This window comes from Pseudoalteromonas sp. CH_XMU1449-3, assembly GCF_037027245.1.
GTDB classification, from domain to species: domain Bacteria; phylum Pseudomonadota; class Gammaproteobacteria; order Enterobacterales; family Alteromonadaceae; genus Pseudoalteromonas; species Pseudoalteromonas shioyasakiensis.
The window spans coordinates 138,373-162,073 of record NZ_JAYMDY010000004.1 but is presented as its reverse complement, the minus strand read 5'-3'; the positions used below and the strand labels follow the sequence as shown (position 1 = coordinate 162,073).

23 protein-coding genes are annotated in these 23,701 nt (G+C 40.5%); 3 read left to right on the top strand and 20 right to left on the bottom strand.

Annotation, left to right across the window (positions count from 1 at the left end; genetic code table 11):
• Positions 1-21: 21 nt before the first annotated feature.
• The 12 genes from WA256_RS07080 to WA256_RS07025 form a co-directional block, all read right to left on the bottom strand.
• Positions 22-516: a DUF2878 family protein gene (locus WA256_RS07080; RefSeq protein ID WP_335990138.1), complete on the bottom strand. Its 495-nt coding sequence runs from the start codon at positions 514-516 to the stop codon at positions 22-24.
• The gene (locus WA256_RS07075; RefSeq protein ID WP_335990136.1) at positions 494-1,756 is read right to left on the bottom strand and encodes a cyclopropane-fatty-acyl-phospholipid synthase family protein; all 1,263 of its coding nucleotides are present in this window, start codon (positions 1,754-1,756) and stop codon (positions 494-496) included. The genes WA256_RS07080 and WA256_RS07075 overlap by 23 nt, the downstream gene beginning before the upstream one ends.
• Positions 1,757-1,760: 4 nt before the next feature.
• The gene (locus WA256_RS07070) at positions 1,761-2,510 is read right to left on the bottom strand and encodes a DUF1365 domain-containing protein (RefSeq protein WP_335990135.1); all 750 of its coding nucleotides are present in this window, start codon (positions 2,508-2,510) and stop codon (positions 1,761-1,763) included.
• A complete protein-coding gene (locus WA256_RS07065; RefSeq protein WP_335990133.1) occupies positions 2,503-3,759 on the bottom strand; it encodes an NAD(P)/FAD-dependent oxidoreductase in 1,257 nt (418 codons plus the stop codon). Before WA256_RS07065 ends, WA256_RS07070 begins: the two co-directional genes overlap by 8 nt.
• Positions 3,756-4,466: an SDR family NAD(P)-dependent oxidoreductase gene (locus WA256_RS07060; RefSeq protein WP_335990131.1), complete on the bottom strand. Its 711-nt coding sequence runs from the start codon at positions 4,464-4,466 to the stop codon at positions 3,756-3,758. Before WA256_RS07060 ends, WA256_RS07065 begins: the two co-directional genes overlap by 4 nt.
• Positions 4,466-4,912 carry a nuclear transport factor 2 family protein gene (locus WA256_RS07055; RefSeq protein WP_335990129.1) on the bottom strand — a complete coding sequence of 149 codons (447 nt, stop codon included), beginning with the start codon at positions 4,910-4,912 and terminating at the stop codon, positions 4,466-4,468. The genes WA256_RS07060 and WA256_RS07055 overlap by 1 nt, the downstream gene beginning before the upstream one ends.
• 1 nt (position 4,913) lies before the next feature.
• The gene (phrB, locus tag WA256_RS07050) at positions 4,914-6,305 is read right to left on the bottom strand and encodes a deoxyribodipyrimidine photo-lyase (protein ID WP_335990126.1); all 1,392 of its coding nucleotides are present in this window, start codon (positions 6,303-6,305) and stop codon (positions 4,914-4,916) included.
• A complete protein-coding gene (locus tag WA256_RS07045) occupies positions 6,305-7,258 on the bottom strand; it encodes a YbgA family protein (RefSeq protein ID WP_130052665.1) in 954 nt (317 codons plus the stop codon). The genes phrB and WA256_RS07045 overlap by 1 nt, the downstream gene beginning before the upstream one ends.
• A gap of 10 nt (positions 7,259-7,268) precedes the next feature.
• On the bottom strand, positions 7,269-7,919 hold the full coding sequence (locus WA256_RS07040; RefSeq protein WP_250660535.1) for a ChrR family anti-sigma-E factor: 651 nt from the start codon (positions 7,917-7,919) through the stop codon (positions 7,269-7,271).
• Positions 7,912-8,535: a sigma-70 family RNA polymerase sigma factor gene (locus WA256_RS07035; protein ID WP_054562364.1), complete on the bottom strand. Its 624-nt coding sequence runs from the start codon at positions 8,533-8,535 to the stop codon at positions 7,912-7,914. Before WA256_RS07035 ends, WA256_RS07040 begins: the two co-directional genes overlap by 8 nt.
• Before the next feature lie 62 nt (positions 8,536-8,597).
• Positions 8,598-9,176 carry an LON peptidase substrate-binding domain-containing protein gene (locus WA256_RS07030; RefSeq protein WP_055021069.1) on the bottom strand — a complete coding sequence of 193 codons (579 nt, stop codon included), beginning with the start codon at positions 9,174-9,176 and terminating at the stop codon, positions 8,598-8,600.
• A 220-nt stretch (positions 9,177-9,396) separates the two neighbouring features.
• Positions 9,397-9,675, bottom strand: coding sequence for a hypothetical protein (locus tag WA256_RS07025; RefSeq protein ID WP_054562366.1), 279 nt, complete (start codon positions 9,673-9,675; stop codon positions 9,397-9,399).
• 258 nt (positions 9,676-9,933) lie between these two features.
• On the opposite strand from WA256_RS07025, the gene trhA reads away from it, so the two are divergent.
• Positions 9,934-10,563: a PAQR family membrane homeostasis protein TrhA gene (gene trhA, locus WA256_RS07020; RefSeq protein WP_130167625.1), complete on the top strand. Its 630-nt coding sequence runs from the start codon at positions 9,934-9,936 to the stop codon at positions 10,561-10,563.
• Here trhA and WA256_RS07015 read toward each other — a convergent pair.
• Entirely contained in the window at positions 10,560-10,868 is a 309-nt protein-coding gene (locus WA256_RS07015) for an MGMT family protein (protein ID WP_063530092.1), read from the bottom strand. The genes trhA and WA256_RS07015 overlap by 4 nt on opposite strands.
• A complete protein-coding gene (locus WA256_RS07010; protein WP_335990114.1) occupies positions 10,852-11,763 on the bottom strand; it encodes a LysR family transcriptional regulator in 912 nt (303 codons plus the stop codon). The genes WA256_RS07015 and WA256_RS07010 overlap by 17 nt, the downstream gene beginning before the upstream one ends.
• Before the next feature lie 117 nt (positions 11,764-11,880).
• Between WA256_RS07010 and WA256_RS07005 the strand changes: the two genes are divergently transcribed.
• Together WA256_RS07005 and WA256_RS07000 are read left to right on the top strand one after the other, a co-directional pair.
• A complete protein-coding gene (locus tag WA256_RS07005; RefSeq protein ID WP_250660533.1) occupies positions 11,881-12,966 on the top strand; it encodes an efflux RND transporter periplasmic adaptor subunit in 1,086 nt (361 codons plus the stop codon).
• Positions 12,966-16,037, top strand: a complete 3,072-nt coding sequence (locus WA256_RS07000) for an efflux RND transporter permease subunit (protein WP_062565683.1) — start codon at positions 12,966-12,968, stop codon at positions 16,035-16,037. Before WA256_RS07005 ends, WA256_RS07000 begins: the two co-directional genes overlap by 1 nt.
• A 129-nt stretch (positions 16,038-16,166) precedes the next feature.
• Here the strand turns inward: WA256_RS07000 and rluF are convergent, their stop codons facing one another.
• From rluF to glgC, 6 genes are all read right to left on the bottom strand, one after another.
• A complete protein-coding gene (rluF, locus tag WA256_RS06995) occupies positions 16,167-17,111 on the bottom strand; it encodes a 23S rRNA pseudouridine(2604) synthase RluF (protein WP_335990112.1) in 945 nt (314 codons plus the stop codon).
• 89 nt (positions 17,112-17,200) lie between these two features.
• A complete protein-coding gene (locus WA256_RS06990; RefSeq protein ID WP_335990111.1) occupies positions 17,201-18,292 on the bottom strand; it encodes an ABC transporter substrate-binding protein in 1,092 nt (363 codons plus the stop codon).
• Between the two features lie 43 nt (positions 18,293-18,335).
• Positions 18,336-19,418, bottom strand: a complete 1,083-nt coding sequence (locus tag WA256_RS06985; RefSeq protein ID WP_335990109.1) for a DUF418 domain-containing protein — start codon at positions 19,416-19,418, stop codon at positions 18,336-18,338.
• Between the two features lie 7 nt (positions 19,419-19,425).
• Positions 19,426-20,640, bottom strand: coding sequence for an EAL and HDOD domain-containing protein (locus WA256_RS06980; protein ID WP_054562379.1), 1,215 nt, complete (start codon positions 20,638-20,640; stop codon positions 19,426-19,428).
• Between the two features lie 91 nt (positions 20,641-20,731).
• A complete protein-coding gene (locus WA256_RS06975) occupies positions 20,732-22,270 on the bottom strand; it encodes a glycogen synthase (RefSeq protein ID WP_335990106.1) in 1,539 nt (512 codons plus the stop codon).
• A 123-nt stretch (positions 22,271-22,393) separates the two neighbouring features.
• Positions 22,394-23,695: a glucose-1-phosphate adenylyltransferase gene (gene glgC, locus WA256_RS06970; RefSeq protein WP_054562381.1), complete on the bottom strand. Its 1,302-nt coding sequence runs from the start codon at positions 23,693-23,695 to the stop codon at positions 22,394-22,396.
• Between the last annotated feature and the right edge of the window lie 6 nt (positions 23,696-23,701).

Here is a 23,701-nt window from a genome sequence, read left to right as displayed (position 1 = left end):
CGGTGAACCACTTAAAACTGATCATTTAGCCGTTAAAAATCGCTTATTAATAGCGATAATAGCCATAAACATACTTGCCCAACCTAAGCCATACACAAGCCAAAACTGCCACAGAACGAGCTCAGTATTAAGCACTCCAAAGCGCATTCCAGCGTAGTAACTAGCAGGAGCAAATAACGCGCAAACACCCCAAGCAATATACCAAGGCAGCTTTTGTAAAAACTGCATCGAAGTATTAATGGTTAAAAGTAATGCAGCCCAAAGTACAGCAAGCCATAAAGGAAAAGGGCTAACTTTAAAGGCAAGTAAATTTAAGCTGCTGGCAAGCCATTCATAGACCAGTGCGAGAGGCAAGCCACATAAGAGTAGCCAACTATCTTGCTGGCGTTGCTTTGATAGATAAATCATCAAAGCGACAACAGCTAAAGCGGGTATCAGAGAGTTATGCTCAAGGAGTAAGGCCATAAACCAGACTCCTTGAAACAGAGCAAAATTAATAATCGAGCGCGATATCATCGCCAGAATGGCCAAAACGAGGTTTACGGGCAACTAAATGAACGGTACTGATAGCACGGGTTCTAAACGCACCTTCACAGTAAGCTAAATAAAATAACCATAAACGATAGAATCGCTGGTCAAATTTGACTTTATCTATTTCAGGCCAGCTAGCGACAAAGCGCTCGCGCCAATCAGCCAGTGTTCTTGCATAGTGAACACCAATATCTTTTACACTATGCACAACCATGTCTGTTTGCTGCTTTATTTGCTTATTCATTTCATCTAAACAAGGCAAACAGCCACCTGGGAAGATGTACTGCTGAATGAAATCGGAATTTTTAAGGTAATGGCTGTAACGCTGATCAGCTATGGTGATTGCTTGAATAAGCATGGCACCATTGTCTTTTAATAAAGACTGACATTTTGCAAAAAAGCCAGGCAAATACTCATGACCGACAGCTTCAATCATTTCAATTGATACAAGCTTATCGTACTTGCCCTCTAAGAGGCGGTAATCCTGCTTTAATAAAGTAACTTTATGCTCAAGGTTAAGCTCTTTAACCTTTTGTTCAACATAGGCATGTTGCTCATCAGAAATGGTGGTCGTCGTTACATGGCAATCAAAATGTGTTGCTGCATAAATCGCAAAGGCGCCCCACCCTGTGCCAATCTCAATCACCGAATCACCTGGTTGTAAATCAACCTGCTCACAAATCAATGATAGTTTGTGCTCTTGGGCCTGTTCAAGGCTAGCTTGTTTTGACGGGTAAACAGCACATGAATACAACATTTCGTCACTTAAAAATGCACTGTATAAATCGTTGCCTAAATCATAGTGCGCCGCAATGTTCTTTTTTGAACCGCTTGCTGAGTTTTTATTTTTAATGTGATTAACTCGGTGCGCAATGCCACTTAAGAAAGCGAATTTTTTCTCGAATGCATCTAGCTGTTCTTGATTAAGGGCAAATATTTCAATAAGTTTAGTAAGGTTGTCACAATCCCAATAGCCGAGAATATAAGCCTCTCCGGCACCCACACTACCAGATAACGCAAATGACTTATACATAGCAGCATCATTTACCGTGACGGTTGCATGTAAATCACTTGTAATGTCACCGAATTGCTCTTTTTGATTACCCTCTTTTAGGGTAATGCAACCGACATTAATACTGTTGAATGCACCTATTACCAGTTTTTTATAAAGCTTTGTCATCCAGCCGGTCGTTTGGGCTTGTGTTAAATTTGATACTTTTTCCATCACATCACCTAGTTGAATTCTCTTGTTTGCCCGAGTGGCCAATAAATGGCACACGTTTGCAAAACAACTTCAAAGCATGAAGGTAAATACCTTTAAAAATACTTAACGTCATGGCCGGAAACTGTTTAAGCACGGCACCAACCTGCTCTTTCGTGAGAGGGTGCTTTTGCAAACGCAGGGTTGCATCAAACAAAAGAGTGTCGTCTTTTTTATTTTCAATATGAATCATGGTGTTATCAGAATTCATTCTAATATGCCAATGATAGTTCATATCTAAGTTCATGAAAGGTGATACGGAGAAAACCTTTTTAAAGTTCACTTTTTTTTCAAGGGGTACGACATAATAATGACGTTCATTCCAAGGTGTGTTGCTGACTTCAGCAAGCATGTGAGTGAAATCGCCATGACTAGTTTGAAAGAAGAAAAAGTTAACCGGGCTAAAATAAATTCCTAAACAGCGCACCTGTCCGAGCATAAAAACATGGGTAAATTCATCGTCAATGCCAAGCTCTTTAATTTTATTAAGTGCACGCTGTTTGAGTGGCAGCTGCATATCGGTTTGATAACTAAAATAGTCGCTCTGATTAAATTTAAGCGCCTTGAAACCACTTAAGCCAAGCCAAGGGTGAACACCATTAAGTTCATCAGGCTTAGCTAAATCAACCCACATCATATAAAGCGGGTACTTAAAGTGATGCTCTTTGACGGCAAAGCGCCTGTGGCGAACATCACCTACATATATGGCGCTATTCAAACTCGACTCCGAGTTGCTTTGCCACATTTACAGCACTTCTTACACCGTCTTCGTGGAAGCCGTTGTACCAGTACGCACCGCAAAAATAGCTATTATTTTTACCGTCAATAAGAGACTTTTGCTGCTGAGCGGCCATCGACTGTTTATTAAATACCGGATGATGATAAGTAAACTCGCGTAAAATTTTATCTTTATTAATGCCATCAAGGTGGTTAAGCGTGACACAAAATTGCCTGTCGCTCTTAATGCCTTGCAAAATATTCATCTGATAAGTCACCACTGCGGCTTTGTCTGTGTTGTTATTTAACAGATAATTCCAGCTCGCCCATGCTGCTTTGCGTTTTGGTAGCAGTGTAGTATCAGTGTGTAGTACCACTGAATTAGCCGTATAAGGTATCGCTGATAGAACACTTTTTTCGTCTTCGCTAGGGTCTAATAACAGCTTTAAAGCTTGATCTGAATGGCAAGCAAACACAACTTTGTCGAATGTTTCACTATGGCCATCATCAAAATGGACATGCACACTATCATCTTTTCGAGATACCGAGCTGATATTACTATTTAAACGAATTTTATCAGCAAAACCTTGGATCATAGGTTTAATGTATTCGCGAGAGCCACCCGGAATAACATACCACTGCGGGCGATTCGTGATATCCAACAAACCGTGGTTATAAAAGAACTTAACAAAAAACTCTACGCCAACTTCCGCCATTTCTTTAATGCTTGTTGACCAAATAGCAGCGCCCATCGGCAAGATATAATGAAAACGGAAGAACTCGTTAAAATCATGCTCGTCTAAAAACTCACCTAGAGTTTGATTTTCTTTATAATTTTTTTCAGCATGTAATGATTTACACACATCATTAAAGCGAACAATGTCTTTTAAAAGTTTCCAGAATTTAGGGCGAAAGATATTGCGTTTTTGTGCGAACAAACTCCAAAAAGTATGACCGTTATATTCAAAGCCTGTTTGTTCGTTATGCACACTAAAGCTCATTTGGGTTTTCTGACGCTCAACGCCCAAGCGCTTAAGTAGCTTTTCAAAATATGGGTAAGTTCGGTCGTTAAAGACAATAAAGCCAGTATCAACAGCGTACTCAACGCCATCAACTTTTACGTCTATGGTTGCAGTATGGCCACCTATGTAGTCGTTTTTCTCAAATACGGTTACATCGTAATGTTTATGCAATAGGTGCGCACAGCTTAAACCCGCTATGCCAGATCCAATAACAGCCACTTTTTTCAACGTGATAATCCTTTTGCAAGCTTCAGCCAAATTGGCATAGGAAGCATTCTTAAAAATTTTAAAATGAAGGTAAAACGGTGCGGAAAGTGCACTTCTTTGCGCCTTTTCGCGACCCCTTTATAAATATAATTTGCCGCTTTTTCTGCACTCACAGCCATAGGCATAGGAAAGTCATTTTTGTCTGTAAGCGGCGTTTTAACAAAACCTGGGTGAACTAAAGTGACATCGATATCTTTTAAATCAACCGCTAAGCTATTAGCTAAATAACTTACACCGGCTTTAGACGCGCCATAAGCTTGGCTGCGCGGTAAGGGTAAATAAGTCACACTAGAGCTTACGATCACCAGCTGACCACCGGGCTTTATTTTTGGTAATAACGCCTCTAGGCAATAGCCCATACTGAGCAGGTTGGTCGTGATCACCCGCTCAAACAAACTGCTATCAAAATTACGAGCATCATCAATATATTCACAATTGCCTGCATTTAGAATGACACGATCGAATTGTGTATAGGCCACTGTGCTCGAACGAATATCTTGAAGGTCGGTTGCGTCAAACTGGCAAGACTCAATGTTTTGATGCTGGCTCAATTTAGCAAGCTTTTCTGTATTTCTACCGCATGCAATGACCTGTTCATTATTGTCTGCATAAAGCTTTGCTAATGACTCGCCAATACCTGAGGTTGCACCTGTAATTAATGTCGTCATTATGCACTCGCTCTTTTATCGATGTATTTCACAGCCGAGCCAAGCACTGGAATATGCCTGTAGAGCATAGCACCTACATCAAAATAATCGCGATGGTTAATTATTTTATCGCCAGAAAATTTTAAACGACTATGGCCTGCAACCGAGATTGCTTGGCCTTTATTGAGCTTTGGATGGCGATAATGCATGGTCCAATAAATAAACGCGATGTCGTCTTTGCTCTGAGTATTTTCAGTAACATAGCTGTCTTCGATAGCAAATTCACAAGAAAGCACATTGGCATAGAGGTTTTTAAAATAGTCACTCAGCTCCCCAAGACCATTTACCGCATGCAAGGGATCTGCGAACTGAATATCTGGATGATAGATTTCATCCAATAACTGTAAATTGTCTTTATTGAGTGATTGATAAACATCAATAAACCTATCAAGGATCGCCTTGTCCATGTCACACCTTAAATGCGTTTAGCGCTCGCTCTCGCGCGGCTTTATGATCAACAATTGCTGGCCAATAACTGCTCGACTTACCCTGTTTCGCTAAATAATCATGCGGAAAATGGATTTGCTTAGCAGGAATTTTTTCCAGCTCTGGTAAATATTTACGGATAAATTCACCATCTGGATCAAATCGCTCGCTTTGGGTGATAGGATTAAAAATTCGAAAATACGGCTGAGCATCACACCCCGTACTTGCAGCCCATTGCCAGCCACCGTTGTTAGAGGCAAGGTCGCCGTCTATGAGATGCTGCATAAAAAAACGCTCGCCTTTACGCCAATCAATTAATAAGTGCTTGGTTAAAAAGCTCGCGACTACCATGCGTAAACGGTTATGCATCCAGCCAGTTTGCAGTAGTTGCCTCATTGCAGCATCAACTAATGGATAGCCTGTTTTACCTTCGCACCATGCTTTAAACTCGCTGTCATCATCACGCCACTTCACGGCATTGTATTTCTCATTAAAGTTATCGTATTTATTTAGGTTTGGATAAATCGCGATAAGATGGCGGTAAAATTCACGCCAAATCAGTTCGTTAACCCAACAAAATAAGTTACTTTTACTACTGCGTAGTACATCTGGGTGGCGCTGTTGGATCAGTGCCAATAATTGATGAACGCTAATAATGCCAAGTGCTAAGTAAGGGCTTAAACCTGAAGTGCCTTTAATGCTTGGGATATCACGATGGTCTTGATATGTTGCTAGCTTCTCTTCAATAAAGCGCGCGCAAACGTGGCTGAGCGTTTCATCATCAACGGGCCATTTTTCTGAGCTGCCGTCTGAGGCTAATAACTCACTTGGCTGCCATTCAATGGCCTCGAACATCTCAGGCGGCTCAGCAAAATAAAAGTGGGTGTCTTGATAAGTTTTAAGCCATGCATTTTTAAATGGCGTAAATACTTTGAACATTTCACCACTTTGATTTTTGATGCTCCCTGGTGGCGCAATTACATCACCGTCGTATGCGTAAAAAGCAATCCCTTTACTATCAGCGTGCTGTAAAAAGGCTTTATCTCGGTTTACTTCATTAAGTTCATATTCGTTGTTGGCGTATACATTTTTTACTTGATGTTGCTCGCAAAATGACGCTAATTTTTCAACACAACCGGCGTAATCAGCTGCATCAATAATATGTAATTCAATACCTTTGCTAGCTAATAGCTCACCTAAAAAGTGAAGCCTACGCTTTAATAAATCTAGCTGAATAGCAGCCACATCATGCTTTTGCCATTGCTTTTCAGTAATAAAAAATACCGCATTTCTGCAACCATTTTCGATTGCCTGATACAAAGCGTCGTTATTAAAAAGGCGCAAATCGCGCCTAAACCAAAATAATGTATTCATTAAATTCCGTAGCGTAGTTTTAATTCGTTCGGATAGGGGTCAAGATACACTTGCTTAGCAAGATACTCGTTTGGATGCACTTTTAAATGATGCTTAATTAGCGTAAGTGGTACGTATAGTGGCACCAAGCCTTGGCGATATTCATCGATGGCATCACGTAGTTCTTGCTTTTCAATCTTAGAAAGTGATTTTTTAAAATAACCTTGCAAGTGCATTAATGTATTAGCGTTATTTTTACGTGAAGCTGGTTTTTTAAGGGCTGTCATTAACCCTAAAATGTATTCATCAGCCAAAGTTTGGATATCTTCGCCATCAAAAGTGCCAAGTAGGTTTCCTAGATTACGGTAAGCTTCGTAGTTATGCGCCATCAATAAGTACTTATATTGGGCATGAAACTGAGTCAATCTATGTACTGTGAGTGGTTGCTCGCTTAATGTTTGCCAGTGCTTGTAGGTATAAACACGCATTACAAAGTTTTCGCGAAGATGCATATCATTTAAACGACCGTTTTCTTCGCATGGTAACAATGGGTTATGTGCCATTATTTGCTCTGCAAAAAAACCCACACCTTCTGAAGTATTGCCAGTACCCGCTTCGTTATAAATTTTAATACGTTCCATACCGCAACTAGGACTTTTAGCGCAAAACACAAAGCCACTTAATTCTGCAGTTTGTTCTGTAGCAACACGTTTACCGTATTCTGTTAACTTAGGCCCAACATCGCCAGTGCCATCTGGGCGGCACACTTTAATAGTATCGCCAACACGCACTTGACGAATAGTTGGTCGAGGGATTGGTAGCCCTACCGCTACTTCAGGACAAAACTTTTTATATTCGACATGGTTAGCCAACTCATCCATGCAAAAATTAGATTTTTTGTGCCCGCTATCAAAGCGAACTTTGTCGCCTGCTAAACAGGCGCTTAAACCAATTTTAATTGTTGATTGCTGCATATAAACTCTACTAATAGATTAGATTACCAATTGGATTTAGTAATTTACTAATACCTTTATTGAAGTGTAGGGCACTACTAACAACTGTAAAGCACAAGCACCCTTCAATTGTTTTTGGCGTGTGATTGTGGCGACCATCTAACATCATAAAGTCACCTGGTACATAGTGTCCGTCTTCATCACTAAACTCCCCATCTAATAATAAAGTGAGCTCAAATCCAGTATGTGTGTGCTCAGGTATTTCACCACCCGCATCAATGTGCAGTAGACTTGCTCGTAATGGGCCGTCGTCTAAATCTATGCGAGAGCGAGCAAGCTTACCTATTTGCATAAAGTTACTGTGACCAATACGCGTAAGTGCTCTAGGTAATGTGTAGGTTTTATCTTTAACATCAACCGATACCTGTTCTTGCTCGTACACTTCATCAATTGATTCATCAGCGATAATGGCATCAAAAAGAGTTTTATCGAACATATCATCCAAGTCGGTAGCTGATTCAGTAAATGCATTGTCAGCGTTTTTTGCTTCAAGCGCAGCGAGTTCTTTTTGACACACAGGGCACATTTCAACATGAATAGCGACTGCAACACTCAAAGTGGCAGGTAGATTACCTTCACTGAATTTGGCAAGTAATTCGTTGCTAGGATGGTGCTTAATCATGGTGATCTCCCATTTCATTGCGTAACTTCTGCAAGGCTAAGCGAAGACGAGATTTCACTGTGCCTACGGGAATATTTAAATGCTCAGCAAGCTGCTCTTGCGACATATCTTGAAAGTACACCCCGCGCACAACTTCACGTTGCGCAAGCGGTAATTTATCAAGGTATTGTTTAATCTGTTTATCTTCTAAGTGGTCACTAAATTCGTGCTGCCCCGGCTCGGCTTCATCAATCAATGGCCAGATATCTTCACTAATGCACTCTTCTTTACTGCTCTTCATTTTTCTTAGCATATCGAAAGAGGCATTACGCATTACTGTGTATACCCAAGTTGTCGCTGCACCTTTTTCTTTATGGTAAAGGTGTGCTTTACGCCAAACTGAGGTTAGTGTTTCTTGAACTAATTCCATCGCTTGTGCTTCAGAACCGAACTGCTTTATTCCAAAACGTTTAATTTTTGGTGAGAAATATTGGAAAAGTATTGCAAACGCACGTTTATCACGGTGCTCAGCAACAGCAAATAAAGCATCAGCAAGCTCTTTGCTTGGAGTATCTGGCATGGCAGAGTATTGACCTGTGTTAGGTTTACAACCTGTTTGAAGTTGTTGACTTACCATCTTTATGTCATCCAATTATTGTCGTTAGAAGTAATACGGCAAAAAGTTGATGTTAGATCACATTAATCAGTAAATTCGTTGTTGATTAGAGTATGGAGGAAACTTAGCAAGTTTTCAAAGTTAGATTTATAAGCAAGTTGTTGTTTTTTAACTAACGATATAGGCAAAATTTCAAGCCAGCGAGCAACAACCCAAGCAAGGTTATCAAATTGTGGGGCTTTATATAGACCTGCTAAATCCGGCTGATTTGCAAATACAGCACGAAGTGTGTCACTCAATAAAGTGTTTTCGTCATTAATTGGCGTGCTTACGTACCATGAAGGTGACGTAATTATTTCGATGTCAGCATGTCGAAGTTGCTGCTTATCCTGAAAAGCGTTATGCATAGACACTGCATGCTCAGCATAAACATCAATTAATAATTGACCATTATCATCTTGATTGAAGTCGGTTATTTGCACTAAACAACCAATTTCGGGCAAGTTAAGATCTGTATCGTGTTGGTAAGTGCACAGCACAAAACCAGTGTTATCTTGTACAGCTTCTTTGACCATCGTTAAGTAACGCTGCTCAAAAATTCTTAGCTTGGTGAACCCTTCAGGTAAAATAAAAACCGGTAAAGGAAAAATCGCACGCTTCATAAAGTCTACTATTCTAAAACCACATGCCTTTAATTACGTGCGCTTTTAATCCGCCGATCAATATTTCATGAAATCTTAATATCTACTTTGTAACTTAGAAGTTGAACCATTGTGCAACGTTACGAAATAATTCGATAGATGCATATGCACTGAGTAAACTCAAAACCGGTGCAACCATAAGTAAAAATAAGCTGATTTCACTACTCATTGTCTTGTTTCCTTACTGCTTGTTTGTTGCTTTAGGAGCTTGAGCAACTTTTAACTCTTCTTCTTTCGAAGCAATTGCATCTTCACTCATGTAAGTATCTAGTAACTTTTGAGCATCAAACTCAATGCTGTTCATTACGCTTTCTTTCAGCTCGTTACTCGCTTGTTGAACATAGCTTTTAACAGATTGTGTAATTGTGTTGCTGATATCTAATTCAAAGTCAGTAGCACTTGCTTGAGTTGACCCTAATACAAGTAACGCAGCAGTAGTTAATTTAAGTGAGTTATTCATAGTGGTATTCCTTGTCTCTTTAAGTAATTAGTCGTAATTACTTAATCAAAGGTTGTGCCACCCTGAAAATAAATTTTAAAATATTGATTTTTAATGCTTTAATTATTAATTGGTTTTTTAACCTTATTCAGGGTTGGTTAATAAAACCAATAGATTTAAATGTTTTGACCAACATTTAGTGAAAAAATAAGCATTGCCAATTTCAGCGCACACTTGTACACTGAAACTGTTTTATTCACTCATTTTTAGTAGATAGATATGACAGAGCAACTCCCTTATTCACGCCAAGAAGAACAACTTAACGTGCTTACTCACGGCATGGGAGTCCTGTTTGCGGTATATGTACTGTGGGACTTAGTTTCACAATCTAAAGCTATGTCAGCTACGGTAAGTGCCATCGTGTATGGCTCAAGCCTACTGGTATTATTTTTAGCCTCGACCTTATATCACGCCAGTACCAGAGAGCGTATACGAGCCATTTATAAAAAATGTGACCACTGTGCGATTTACTTGCTTATTGCAGGTACCTACACGCCTTATTTGGTTATTTCGTTATCTGGGGCTTGGGCAATTGCTGCTTTAGTGTTTATTTGGTCTTTAGCGCTTGGTGGTGTTGCATATAAATTACTGGTCAAAAACACGAATAAAAAAGTCTCGCTCGCTACCTATTTATTAATGGGCTGGTTTGCATTAGCACTTGTTTATCCACTTTATTTGAACCTCGATTTAAGCGCTTTATGGTGGCTGCTAGCTGGCGGGATTGCCTACAGTTTAGGCACTGTATTTTACAGCGCTAAAACCCGCCATTACAGCCATGCAATTTGGCATGTATTTGTGCTAGTTGGATGTGTTTGTCACTACTTATCAATTAGTTTGTATGTTTATTAGTCCCATTGATGCAGGCGCATATTAATTTTATCCTTATTAAAAGTAACACCTTCACTGAGTAGTTTTTGTCGTTGCTCAAGGTGTTTATTGCTGCCTTCTGGAAAAGATATTTTACCTTGGCTATTAACCACCCGGTGCCATGGAATGCTTGAGCCCTCGGGCATCACTTTTAATAACCGCCCCACTAACCTTGAGTTATTAGGGTATCCCGCAAGCTTTGCTACTTGCCCATAACTGGCAACTTTCCCCTCAGGAATGGCGCAAATAATGGTATAAATTAAATCTTCTTTAGTTGCCTGCTGCACGACTCGACTCCAAATACTGTTTACTGACCTCGCTAAAATCTTGCCAAATAGCTCTTGCAACAGGGCCATGATGAACTGAGTGCTGTCTAAAAACTCGAATTTCTGCGCCAAACTGGTGTTCACGATCGATAATTTTAATTTGTTGTAATAAACCAGCATCGATTTCCGCTTGGCAATGTTGCAAACTGATCATTGCCCAGCCCGCACCAGAGAGCAAAAACGACTTAACACTGGTTATATCGTCAATTTTCATTAACGCAGAGCCTAGCGTATAAGAAAGCCTATCACTGTCAAAACTCAAGTCACTTTCAAACATGGCTAAACACGGGTAATTTTGAATATCTGCAAAACTGATTTCACTTGGCACTACATCAGGCGCACTGACAATACCGATATCAAATTTACCAATCGGTAAACTTTCGAGATCCCCTGTTGCATGAAACAAATCAAACCAAGGGCCAATTCCTAAATCAGCCTGATGACTATTAACCTGCTCTAGAGATACAAAGCGCTTACCTGAAGAAATACTAAACTCAGTACTAGCAAAACGTTTGAAGGTTTGGCTGATCACTTGGTTATAACTATTTTGATGGCAAAGTTGCTCGTAACAAATTTTATAATTGGCTTCATTACCTAGTGCCAGCTCTTTAGCAAGTGAGCTTAACTCACTGTTTGCATTAAGTAATTGCTTGGCTTCACGATAAAAAATACGGCCATTCTCAGTTAAATGTAACCTGTATTGGCTTCGGTCTAGTAGCTCAAACCCTAGCTCTGATTCTAGCTTCTTAATAGCTAACGTGAGCGCAGGTTGAGTCTTATGCAATTTAAGTGCGGCTTGGCTCAAACTAGTGCTTTGCACAATAGCATCTAGAATGATTAATTGATTTAAATTCATTAATGGCAAACTATATAAATAAAATTTATGCTGTTTCTAAAATTTAATAATTTTTATTTTATATCTTTGCAGCGTATCCTGCAGCAAATTTATGCTTTCTTATCTATGGAGAAGACAATGAGATTGGCAACCGCCGCGTTAATGAGCAGCATGTTTTTGCTTCTTGTGGCATGTTCAGAGCAAGCACAGCAAGATGAAGCAGAGCCGGTAGTACGTCCTGTTAAACTTTTTAATATTGGTAATAATTCAGAGCAAAGCATTCGCAGCTTTCCTGCTGAAGTGGTTGCTAACCAAGGTTCTTATCTCGCTTTTAGAGTAAATGGTGAGTTACTTGAGTTCCCTGCACTTGCGGGCCAACACGTTGAAAAGGGAGAGCTTTTAGCAAAACTGGATCCTGAAGATTTTCAACTGCAGTACGAAGAACGTAAAGCACGCTTTGAACTTGCTGCGTCTCAACTTGAGCGTGTGCAAAAGCTTTTTAACCGCTCTATTGCCAGTCAATCTGAGTTAGACCAAGCCCTTGCCAATAAACAGGTTGCTGAGTCAGCGCTAAAAATTGCCAAAACCAACCTCGATAATAGTGAATTACGCGCGCCATTCGCAGGTACTGTAGCAAAAGTGTTTGTGAAAAACTTTGAAAACATTCAAGCAAAACAAAACATCCTTCGTCTTGAAACCCGTGACCTAATGGACGTGGTTATTCAAGTACCCGAAAAACTCATTGCACGCATCGATAAAGACGTACATTACCAACCTGATGTTGTATTTGATGGTTACCCAAACAAGTCATATCAATTAACGGTCAAAGAGTTTGATACCCAAGCCGACCCAATTACTTTAACGTATAAAGTTGTGTTTTCTTTACCTGTGCCAGAAGATTTTAATCTACTTGCCGGTATGACTGGCCGCGTTGATATAGATTTAAGCAAAATCACCAGCTCACAGTCACCTTATACACTACTGCCAGTTGAGGCGGTATTCTCTGAGCCTACTGAGTCTGAAAACGATAACAGCTATGTGTGGCTTTATGACGAAAACACCGGTTTAGTGCACAAACAAGCTGTTGAAGTTGGCCAATTACACCGTGATGGCATTGAAGTACTCTCAGGTATTAAAGAAGGCCAAATCGTTGTGGCTGCTGGCGTGCACTTTTTAGAAGAAGGCATGAAAGTGCGTCCATGGCAAAAAGAGCGAGGCTTATAATGAGCTTTGCTGCACTCGCTATTGAAAGAAAAGTCATTAGCTGGATGTTCGCGCTGTTTTTACTGATTGGTGGAACCGTCGCTTACTTTGGCTTAGGACAACTAGAAGACCCTGAATTCACCCTAAAAAAAGCCATGGTGATCACCCTTTATCCGGGCGCGTCACCACAGCAGGTTGAAGAAGAAGTCACTTTCCCTATTGAAAATGCAATTCAACAGCTACCGTATGTTGATTACGTAACCAGTATTTCATCACCGGGTAAATCGCAAATTACCGTCGAGATGAAAAGTAATTACCGTAAACAAGACTTACGTCAAATATGGGATGAGTTGCGTCGCAAAATCAATGATCAGGCATCGTCGATGCCCTCTGGTGTTTATCCAAGCAAGATTATGGATGACTTTGGTGATGTATACGGAGTGATGTATGCAGTCACTGGTGATGGTTATTCTTACGATGAGCTTAAAGATTACGTTGATTATTTAAAACGTGAGCTTGTTTTGGTTGATGGCGTTAGTAAAGTAACCGTGGGTGGTGAGCAACAAGCACAAGTAATGGTTGAGATTTCAACCCGCAAACTTGCCCAATTAGGTATTTCGCCTAATCGTATTTACCAGCTTTTACAAACTCAAAATAGCGTGTCGAACGCAGGTAAAGTCCGCGTTGGCGATGAATCAATTCGCTTACACCCAACCGGTGAATTTAAAGACGTAAAAGAGCTCGAAAACTTACTTATTTCTAAGCCAGGTGAAAATGAGCTTATTTACTTAGGTGATGTTGCTACCGTTTTTCGTGAGTACGCCGAAGTCCCTAACAATATTATTCGCTATAACCAACAGCAAGCATTACTGGTTGGCGTGTCATTTAGCACAGGCGTTAACGTTGTTGATGTAGGCGCAAATATTGATGCCCACTTAGCGTCACTGGAATATCAACGACCACATGGTATGGAAATAAACAGCGTTTATAACCAACCTGCTGAAGTAGAAAAGTCAGTAAGTGGCTTTATTATCAGCCTACTTGAAGCCGTTGCCATTGTTATTATTGTGCTTTTAGTCTTTATGGGCTTTAAGAGCGGCGTATTGATTGGTGTAATACTCCTACTGACCGTACTAGGTACCTTCATTTTCATGAAGTTATTTGCCATTGATTTACAGCGAATTTCGCTTGGTGCTTTAATCATTGCCTTAGGGATGCTGGTAGATAATGCCATTGTGGTTACCGAAGGTATATTAATTAACCTCAAGCGCGGACAAACAAAACTGCAAGCGGCGACTAACATTGTTAATCAAACCAAGTGGCCATTACTGGGGGCTACGGTTATTGCTATTACTGCCTTTGCGCCGATTGGCTTGAGTTCAGATGCCAGTGGTGAGTTTGCTGGCAGCTTGTTCTGGGTGTTGTTTATTTCATTGTTACTAAGCTGGATCACAGCCATTACTTTAACGCCTTTCTTCGCTGATTTAATGTTTAAACAAGCCACTGAAAAACAGCCGCATCACGATGAAGACCCTTATCAAGGTGTTATTTTTAATGTTTATAAAGGCGTATTGCATACAGCAATGCGGTACCGTAAAACTACGCTACTGCTGATGGTGATCCTGCTTGTTAGCTCAGTTTATGGCTTTAAATTTATCAAGCAGTCGTTCTTTCCTGCATCGAATACTCCTATGTTTTATGTCGATTATTGGCATACGCAAGGCGCTGATATTCATACCACAATGGATGGTGTTGCAAAGCTCGAAAAATTCTTACAAGCCGACCCACTGGTTGAAGAAATAACCACAACGGTTGGTCAAGGTGCACCGCGTTTCATGCTGACTTACGCACCTGAAAAATCATACCCAGCTTATGGGCAATTGATTATTCGAGTAAAAGACCGCGAAGCTGTTACAACCATGATCAAAAAAGTACGCGATTACCAACACGAGCATGTACTTGATGCTCAGCTTAAAGTTAAACGTATGGAAATTGGCCCATCAACAGATGCAAAAATTGAAGCCCGTTTTTCTGGTGCTGATCCTGTGGTACTTCGCCAATTAGCAAAAGAGGCAAAAGACATTCTGCATCAAGATGCGGGGGCATTTAATATTCGTGACGATTGGCGTGCTCGCTCGAAGTTAATTCGTCCACAATTTAACGAGCAAAAAGCCCGTCGTTTAGGGATTGCTAAATCTGACCTTGATCAGCTGCTGTTAACTAGCTTATCGGGTAAACAAGTGGGCGTTTATAAAGACGGCACACAAATGCTGCCAATTATTGCTCGCTCACCTGCTGAAGAGCGTTTAAACGTTGAAAGCTTACGTGACTTACAAATTTACAGCCCAGTGTTAGGTGTGTTTGTACCGGTGACACAAGTGGTTGATGACTTTGTTGTTGAGTGGGAAGACAGCTTGATCATGCGACGTGATCGTAAGCGTACCATCACTGTAATGGCCGACCACGATGTCATTGGCGATGAAACTCCAGCGAAGCTCTTTGCACGTGTTCGCAAAGACATTGAAGCTATTGAACTACCACGTGGTTATGAATTGCAATGGGGCGGCGAATATGAATCGTCAACAGATGCGCAAAAAGCTATTTTCGGTTCATTACCTCTTGGTTACTTAGCCATGTTCGCAATCACAGTGTTGCTGTTCAATTCAGTTAAAAAGCCTTTAGTGATTTGGGCAACAGTGCCACTAGCCATTGTGGGTGTATCAGCTGGTTTATTACTAATGAATGCAGCATTTAGCTTTATGGCCCTGCTTGGCTTACTGAGCTTAAGCGGTATGCTCATTAAAAACGGCATTGTATTAGTTGATCAAATTAATCTTGAACTCGATAGTGGTAAAGACCCTTACAAAGCAGTATTCGACTCAGGTGTAAGCCGTGTTCGCCCTGTAGCGATGGCTGCAATTACCACCATTTTAGGCATGATCCCACTGCTATTTGACGTGTTCTTCCAGTCAATGGCGGTAACCATTATGTTTGGTCTTGGTTTTGCGACAGTGCTGACACTAATTGTTGTGCCTGTGCTCTATACCATGCTGTTTAAGATCAAAGTACCTAAACAGCGTCACGCTAATTAATACAGATTGGCTCTCAACCAAAAGCCCTAACAGCAAACTGTTAGGGCTTTTTCTTAATTAGAATGACTGGTAACTAAAACTGCCACAGCTTAAAAAGCTATTCAAACACTACATTTTAAAAGCTCAAGCTTACTTTTTCAGGCTTAATGTACCTGTGCGTTTGGTACTGCTACGCTTAGTTTGATTTAGTTTTGATGAGTGTGGATTGCCAGCTTTTGATCTTGATTGACCTTGCTTAGCATCACTGCGTGCTTTTTTCACGTATTTAGAAAAGTCGCGCTTTTTTTCTTCTTCATTGCGTGGCTTTTGCTTAGCACGAGCTTGCGTTGGCTGTTTGTTTTCATCAATTGAACGCTCTTCGGTTTTACCTGAGTCGGCAATTGAGTTATTGATCTCAGCCATTTCTTGTTCTGTTAAGTGACGCCACTGCCCTACTTTTAAACCCTTTAGGGTCACGTTCATAATTCTCGTGCGCTTTAGTGTCACCACTTCATAACCTAAATATTCGCACATACGACGTATTTGGCGGTTTAAGCCTTGTGTTAGTACAATGGTAAATTGCTGTGGGCCAGTTTGCTTGACCTTACACTTTTTAGTAACGGTATCGAGGATAGGAATACCGTTTGCCATCTTATTCACGAACTGGCGATTAAGTGGTTTATCAACGGTCACTACGTATTCTTTTTCATGATTATTACCAGCGCGAAGAATTTTATTAACGATGTCGCCTTCGTTAGTTAAGAAAATTAAGCCTTCTGAAGGTCTATCCAAGCGTCCGATTGGGAAAATACGCTCTGGGTAATTAACGGCTTTAACAATATTGCTTTGAATTTTTCGCTCTGTTGTACAAGTAATGCCAACAGGTTTGTTATAGGCAATATAAACCAGCTTAGGCTTTGCTTTTAAAGGTTTGCCATCAATAAGTACATCATCGGCGTCACTAACTTTTACGCCCATTTCAGGCAAGTTGCCGTTAACAGTAACACGACCTTCTTCAATATATTTATCTGCCTCACGGCGTGAACAAAAACCTGTTTCACTGATAAATTTATTTAATCGCTTTAACTCTGTCATGGCACACTTCTGTCTGGATTTTAAAGCCGCTAGTTTATACCAGAAGCCTTTACCAAGCTAGGTAGAATCTAGGCTCTTTGACTACACTTTTAGTGTTGCGCTGCGTTTTTGGGCTTTTCGCTCAATAAACTATGTAGCGTATCAAAATCGAAGGCGTACTCAGTGCTTTTGCTGTTTTGCAGTAAGAAGGTTTCAAAAGGGATAACCGACCAATCTTTGATGTTTCTTAGCCAGCTGTAACTTTGAATATTGTGCTTTGTGATCACCCCAAGCTGAAACTTAATCTCATCGTGATTTTGCCAATAAGGGTTGCCATTATGATGATCGACCACGCTAATTAAAGCCCATGCTCCCATCATAAAATGCCCGCCAACACTGGCTGTGAGTTTTTGTTGTTCTATTAAGTCTAAATTATCATCAAGCCAATCAATGCCACCAATGAAATAGGTTTTATCTTTTTTACCTTTTACTGCTTCTAGGGCACCTTGCGCCATTAAATCAGAGGCGCACCAAATCACATTCGTATCTGGGTATCGTTGTAATAATCGGCTCACTTTATTCTCGGCTTCTTGCTTATTCCAACTGGCATACACAACTTGCTCAAGCTCAACATCTTGTTTTCGTAAATAATGGACAAGGCCGTCACTACGGGTGTCAGACTCTGTGCCATAATGACCATTAATCGCAACAAAGTGAGGCGTTTGTTTTGTATTTACCGCCTCATCAAGTAAGGCTTTGCCAAGTTGCTCACCCGCTTTGAAGTTATCGTGAAATACTTCACCTAACCAATACTTAAAGCGCTGACGGGGTTTACCCACTTCGTCACGCTCTACGCCAACAATCGTTTCTTCAAGGGTGATAAAATTCACTTTATGTTGCTCAAGCAAGCTCATTGACTGCTCTGCACCACCTGGGTAATTGATTAAAATTGCGTAATCAGGTTTGGGCTTATATTGCAGGTATTGTTTGAGTTCGGCTAATTGAATGTGGCGATTTCCACCGCCATAAATTGTTGTGAGAGAAACATTATTTTGCTTGGCAGCAACCTGCATCACATTAGTCACTTTTTGCCAAAACAAATCAGTTTTAACTGAGGGGTTAACTAACAGCACAGAGAATTGCTCGCCAGCATAAAGTGGTGAACAGCAAAGCAATGTAAAAACCAACAAGCAAACTCGCATTACCACTCCGCTTTGTTTTTCTTTGATTGTAGTATACGAGGAATTATCTAGACAATTTTCGCCAAATTAATTCACACGGACCATGTGTAAAGTACTGACTATACACTTTACAAAAAAACAATTGAAAAACAAGCACAATAGCAATAACCAACCAATAATCTATGCGATCAAAATTAAGTGCTGCGGTTGGATATGCGACTTTAAAAAACAGAATAAAAATCACTGTTTGCATTAGATATAGCGTTAATGACATGCGACCGGCTTGCTGTAACAGCAACCAGTTACTGGGGGAATTTTTAACTATTTTCACAATGATGTGGCAATAACAAATGGCCATAGCTAAAGCAGCAAGCCAATTAATCGGTTCAGCAATCGCGTACATGAATACACTTTGGTCAGGCTCTATCATCAACCTTAGGGCCGTAAAACTTATCGCTGCAGCAGTAATCAACTTAAGCTGAGAGTGTGTTAAACCTTTAACAAATACCCCTTGTTTATATAAATAAACGCCCACCAGCATTAACCCTGCAGCCATCCACATAGTGATAAGCGGCACAGCAATAAGCATTATTATAAAAATCAGAAAGTTACTGACGAATCCTGCAAAATAAGAAGAATAAGCCGCGTCATACGCCATTAAAAAACTCTCAGAGCTTCTCGTTACAGGGTTAAACTCAGGCTCTACAAAGGCAAGTAAAAATGAAATAAAGGCACCGAGAACTAAGAACAACATGCCCATACGCAGTATTTTTTCGTCATCTTGCTGGCTAAATTTAAGCGTTAACCAGCCTGCACAAGAATAAATAAACAAAATATCGCCAGCCCACAATAAAAAACCATGGGCAAGGCCTATAAAAGCCAAAACTTTTAGTCGCTTATGTTGCTCCTCGACGCTTTGCCAAAGCTGCCATTGAATTACTAAAGACGCACCAAATAGCAAGCAAAAAAGGCTCCTAAAGCGCCCATCAATAAAAGCAGTATTAAAAATGTATATTAGTGAATCTGAAAATGGTGGCGTAGCACTTGGGGTATAATCGTACTCGAACACAGCAAAAGTGTAGATGTTCATAAACATCAAGCCGAGTACCGCAATACCCCGTAAAACATCCATATTTATATTGCGCATAAATCCCTTATAGGTTTTGTCTGCAGCTATCGCTCCAATTTACCGCATTTTCGTATATCTTGGGAAGGTCAGCACTTTCAATACTTAAATAGGCAACAGCCTGTTCAAGTGCCCACCAACTGCCAGTTTCGTAAGCTTTGACGGTTTCTAGTATGTAATAGAGGATATTTTTTTCTTGCATGAGAGCGGCATGAATTTCGTCAGGAAACGGCAATCGATCCAATAGCTTTTCCATTGGCTGATCTAATATGGCATCGAGCAACGAAAACAGTCCCGTTAAAAATGCCTCACCTGTTTGTTGCTTAGCAACACGCTGCGCTATTAATTCGCAAAAGCGCGCTCTAACAACACAAAGCCGAGTAAGCTCGGCTGGTTTTGACTGGGCACTGTGGGCAGTAATAATTAGGCTAACAAACTTTTTCAGTCGTTCATGGCCTAAATATACAAGTGCTTGTTTTAGAGAGCCAATTTTGCTTTTAATAGGAAACACGCCGCTATTAATTAAGCGCAGCAATTTATAAGCAAGTGCGGTATCTAACGAGAACAAGCCCGCAATTTCACTTATATTTGGATCTGGGCGCATGACTTCAGCATAAATTGATAATACCAGCGCGTAGTTGTAATCAATATCGCGATGCTGAATCATTTTGGGTTTAGCAAAGAAATAACCTTGAAAGAAATCAAAGCCCATTTTATAGGCTTTGTCGTAATCATCGGCTGTTTCAAGCTTTTCTGCCAAAAGCTTTATTTTTTTATGTTTTTTAAGCTTATTTACAACAGGGGCAATTTCTTCAAAGGGTGTTTGCTGAACATCAAACTTGATAAGACGAATAAGTTTTAAAAAGCGATCCCACTCAGGTTGGTAAACAAAATCATCCAGTGCCAACTTGTAGTTGTTGTGAAAAAGCTCGCGACAATATTCGTAATTTTCGTCGGTAGGTTCCATAGTTTCGAGTAACTCAATCACCACATCTTGAGTTGGCAAAAACGCACAAAGGTCCAGCTTCAAAGACTCTGGACCTATATTAATTAATGCTTTTTTGCCCGACGTAATATGCCGAGTACCTAAATTGAGCTGGTTTTCCATAATCAGCCGAGCCGTTGCCGTACTCTCTGACACATCAGGAAAACTATTTTTTAAACTATCTCTAAATAGTAGCTCATAGGCGACAACTTGTTGACGACGATTAAAGACCGCTTGCCTAGCAACAAATACAGCCACTTTACCTACTTTTTATATTTTATCTCACACTAAGTAATTAATAGCTGAAATTGACAAAAAAGTCACTTAATTACCATGAATCACGCATTTTTTATTGATATAAGCCTGATAAATAGCCTTCTGCAACGGATTGCCACGTAAAACGGGCATTTTTAGCCTGTTCACATATTGCACACCATTGTTCTGGTTGTGATTTTTTAAGCTCAAGCGCATCGCTAAAACTAGTAACAAGTTCGTAGCTTTGTGATGCTAAACTCTCACCTTGGAAACTAAAACCACTCACATGATGCTCTACCGTATCACGCAAACCGCCAACACCGTGGACTAAACATGGCTGACCTGCTCGCATTGCTAACATCTGACTGATACCACATGGCTCAAACGAACTTGGCATTAAAAATAAATCGCCTAAGTGATACATGTATTCGCCAACAAAATGTGCGTACCCTTTTAAAAATAGCAGGTTTTCTTGGCGAGCCATAACCGATGTCATAATTTGCTCAAGTTCAGCATCCCCTGAGCCTAAAATAATCATATAGCCGTTATGTTGTTTTAAGCGCTGACACAACTCATCTAACACCACTCCTTTATCAAAAGGCTGGCGAAGTAACAGTGCTTTTTGGTCCGTTAAACGGCCCACACTGGTTACTAATGGCCCTGAAAACGGCTGAGTTTTAAATTTAAGTAAGCGTTGATGCGCTATGTAATAACTTGAATCTAAGACCGGACTTTTTGCCATCCATTGAAATAATGCATTTTCGGCATGTTGATAAAGGCTCGCTAAACTAATGTCCTCAAGCTTCATTCCAGGGTATTCGCAACCATTAAGAATGCCCACTACGCGGCCTTGTTCATAAGCAGCTTGTAGGTCAGCTTCAAGCCCCTCACCACCAAAGAAGCCTTTTTCTGCATCACTAGGGCGCAATACTTCTTGGCAATAAGTTGGCGATACAAGATGTACTTTATCCACCAAATTAATTGCGCTGCGCATGGGGTTAAAGCAATCAAAATAACGCGGATCGCATAACCTTTCGCCGTTATAACCTAAACTTGGGAACCAGGCTTCTAGGCTTGAGCTATCACCTTTGAAAGGACGTATCCCTTGCAATGCAAGGTTATGTACTGTGTAAGCTAAGAATAAGTGCGATAGTTTTTTATAGCGACTATCTGTTTTTAGTAATAGAGCAACACAGGCACTGTGCCAGTCATGTAAATGCACAACATCCGGCGTGCGAATGAGTCCTTGTAATAAGGCCTCACAAACAGCAGCGTTGAAAAGAGCAAACTTACTTGCATCGGTTGCAAACGGGCGGCCTGGTTCATCATTACAATAAACAGCACCATTATGGCGACTAAATTCCCAATGAGATATAAGCAGTTGCGTTACACCTTCATCACTTTTAGCGAGCTTCCACACATCCAGTTTTTGCATTTTACCTGCAAATGGCACATGCACAACACCTATGTGATGACGCTCTAAATAATCAAAGCCATAATCAGGGATCACCACATCAACAGTAAGGCCTTTTTCTACTAACGCTTTAGGACAATCTCTAACAACATCCGCTACACCACCGACTTTTGCATTCGGTAATGCATCATTCTCTGCAGCTACCATCAATACATGCATGCTTTGCAGTACTCCATAAAACTGTTATACCAATTAGCAATAATACTTAATTAAGCGAATTGGTATTATTCAAATATAAATAAGGGAGGGACATGCCCTCCCTTTTTCATTTAACGCGATTGCTTAAGCAAGTCGTTTATTATCTTGCTCTTGTTGTTTTAACTTTTTTGCAAGTTCATTCAACATATCACGAGTTACCAACACAATCCCTTTTTTCGAGACTCTAAAGCCATTTTCTTTGTCAGCTTTGTGATCGTAGCCAATTTCTAGACCTGCTGGGATCTCACAATTACGGTCAATAATAGCACGCCTAATTCGGCAATTTCGCTGTATTTTCGCACCAGGTAAAATCACAGACTCTTCAATTTCACAGAATGAGTGAACATATACATTCGAGAACAGCAGTGACTTTTTAACTTTAGAGCCAGAGATAATACAGCCACCCGAAACTGTTGAATCAACAGCCATACCACGTCTGTCATCATCATCAAAAATAAACTTAGCAGGTGGTAACTGCTCCTGATAAGTCCAGATTGGCCATTTTGGATCATAAAGGTCAAGCTGAGGTTCAGGCATTACCAGCTCCATGTTAGCTTCCCAGAATGAATCAAGCGTACCCACATCGCGCCAGTATGGTTGACCATCTGTGTTAGAGTCTCTAAACGGATAAGCAAACACGTTATGCTCTTCGATGATAGCTGGGATGATATCGTGACCGAAATCACGGCCTGAGCCTTCCGTTTCTGCGTCTTTTTTCAATTGTTCAAATAAGAACTCAGTATTGAAAATATAGTTACCCATTGATGCTAAGCAGGTTCCTGGTTTACCCGGTACAGACGTTGGCTCAGCAGGCTTTTCATCAAAACGACGGACACGATTGCTTTCATCAACCGTCATTACACCAAATGTATCTGCAGCTTCTTCGCAAGGTACTTCAATACAACAAACCGTCATATCAGCACCTGTCTCAACATGTTTTGCCAACAAACCGCCGTAGTCCATACAATATACGTGGTCACCAGAGAGGATCATGACATACTTAGGCAGCTCATGACGGATGATATCCATATTTTGGAATACCGCATCAGCTGTACCGCAATACCACTCGTCACCATATCGCTGAGATGCAGGTAAAATCTCTACAGATTCACCCAATTCTTTCTTAAAGTGACCCCATGCACGGTTTACGTGACGAATTAACGAGTGCGACTTATATTGAGTAGCAATACCAACTCGACGAATACCTGAATTAATACAATTCGACAATGGAAAGTCGATTATTCGGTGTTTACCACCAAAATAGACTGCTGGTTTAGCACGCCAGTCTGTTAATTCATGTAAACGTGAGCCACGTCCACCGGCAAGAATTAGGGCATACGTTTCTCTGGTTAAACTACTTATGTATCGGTTTGCATAACTTGGCATAACTCT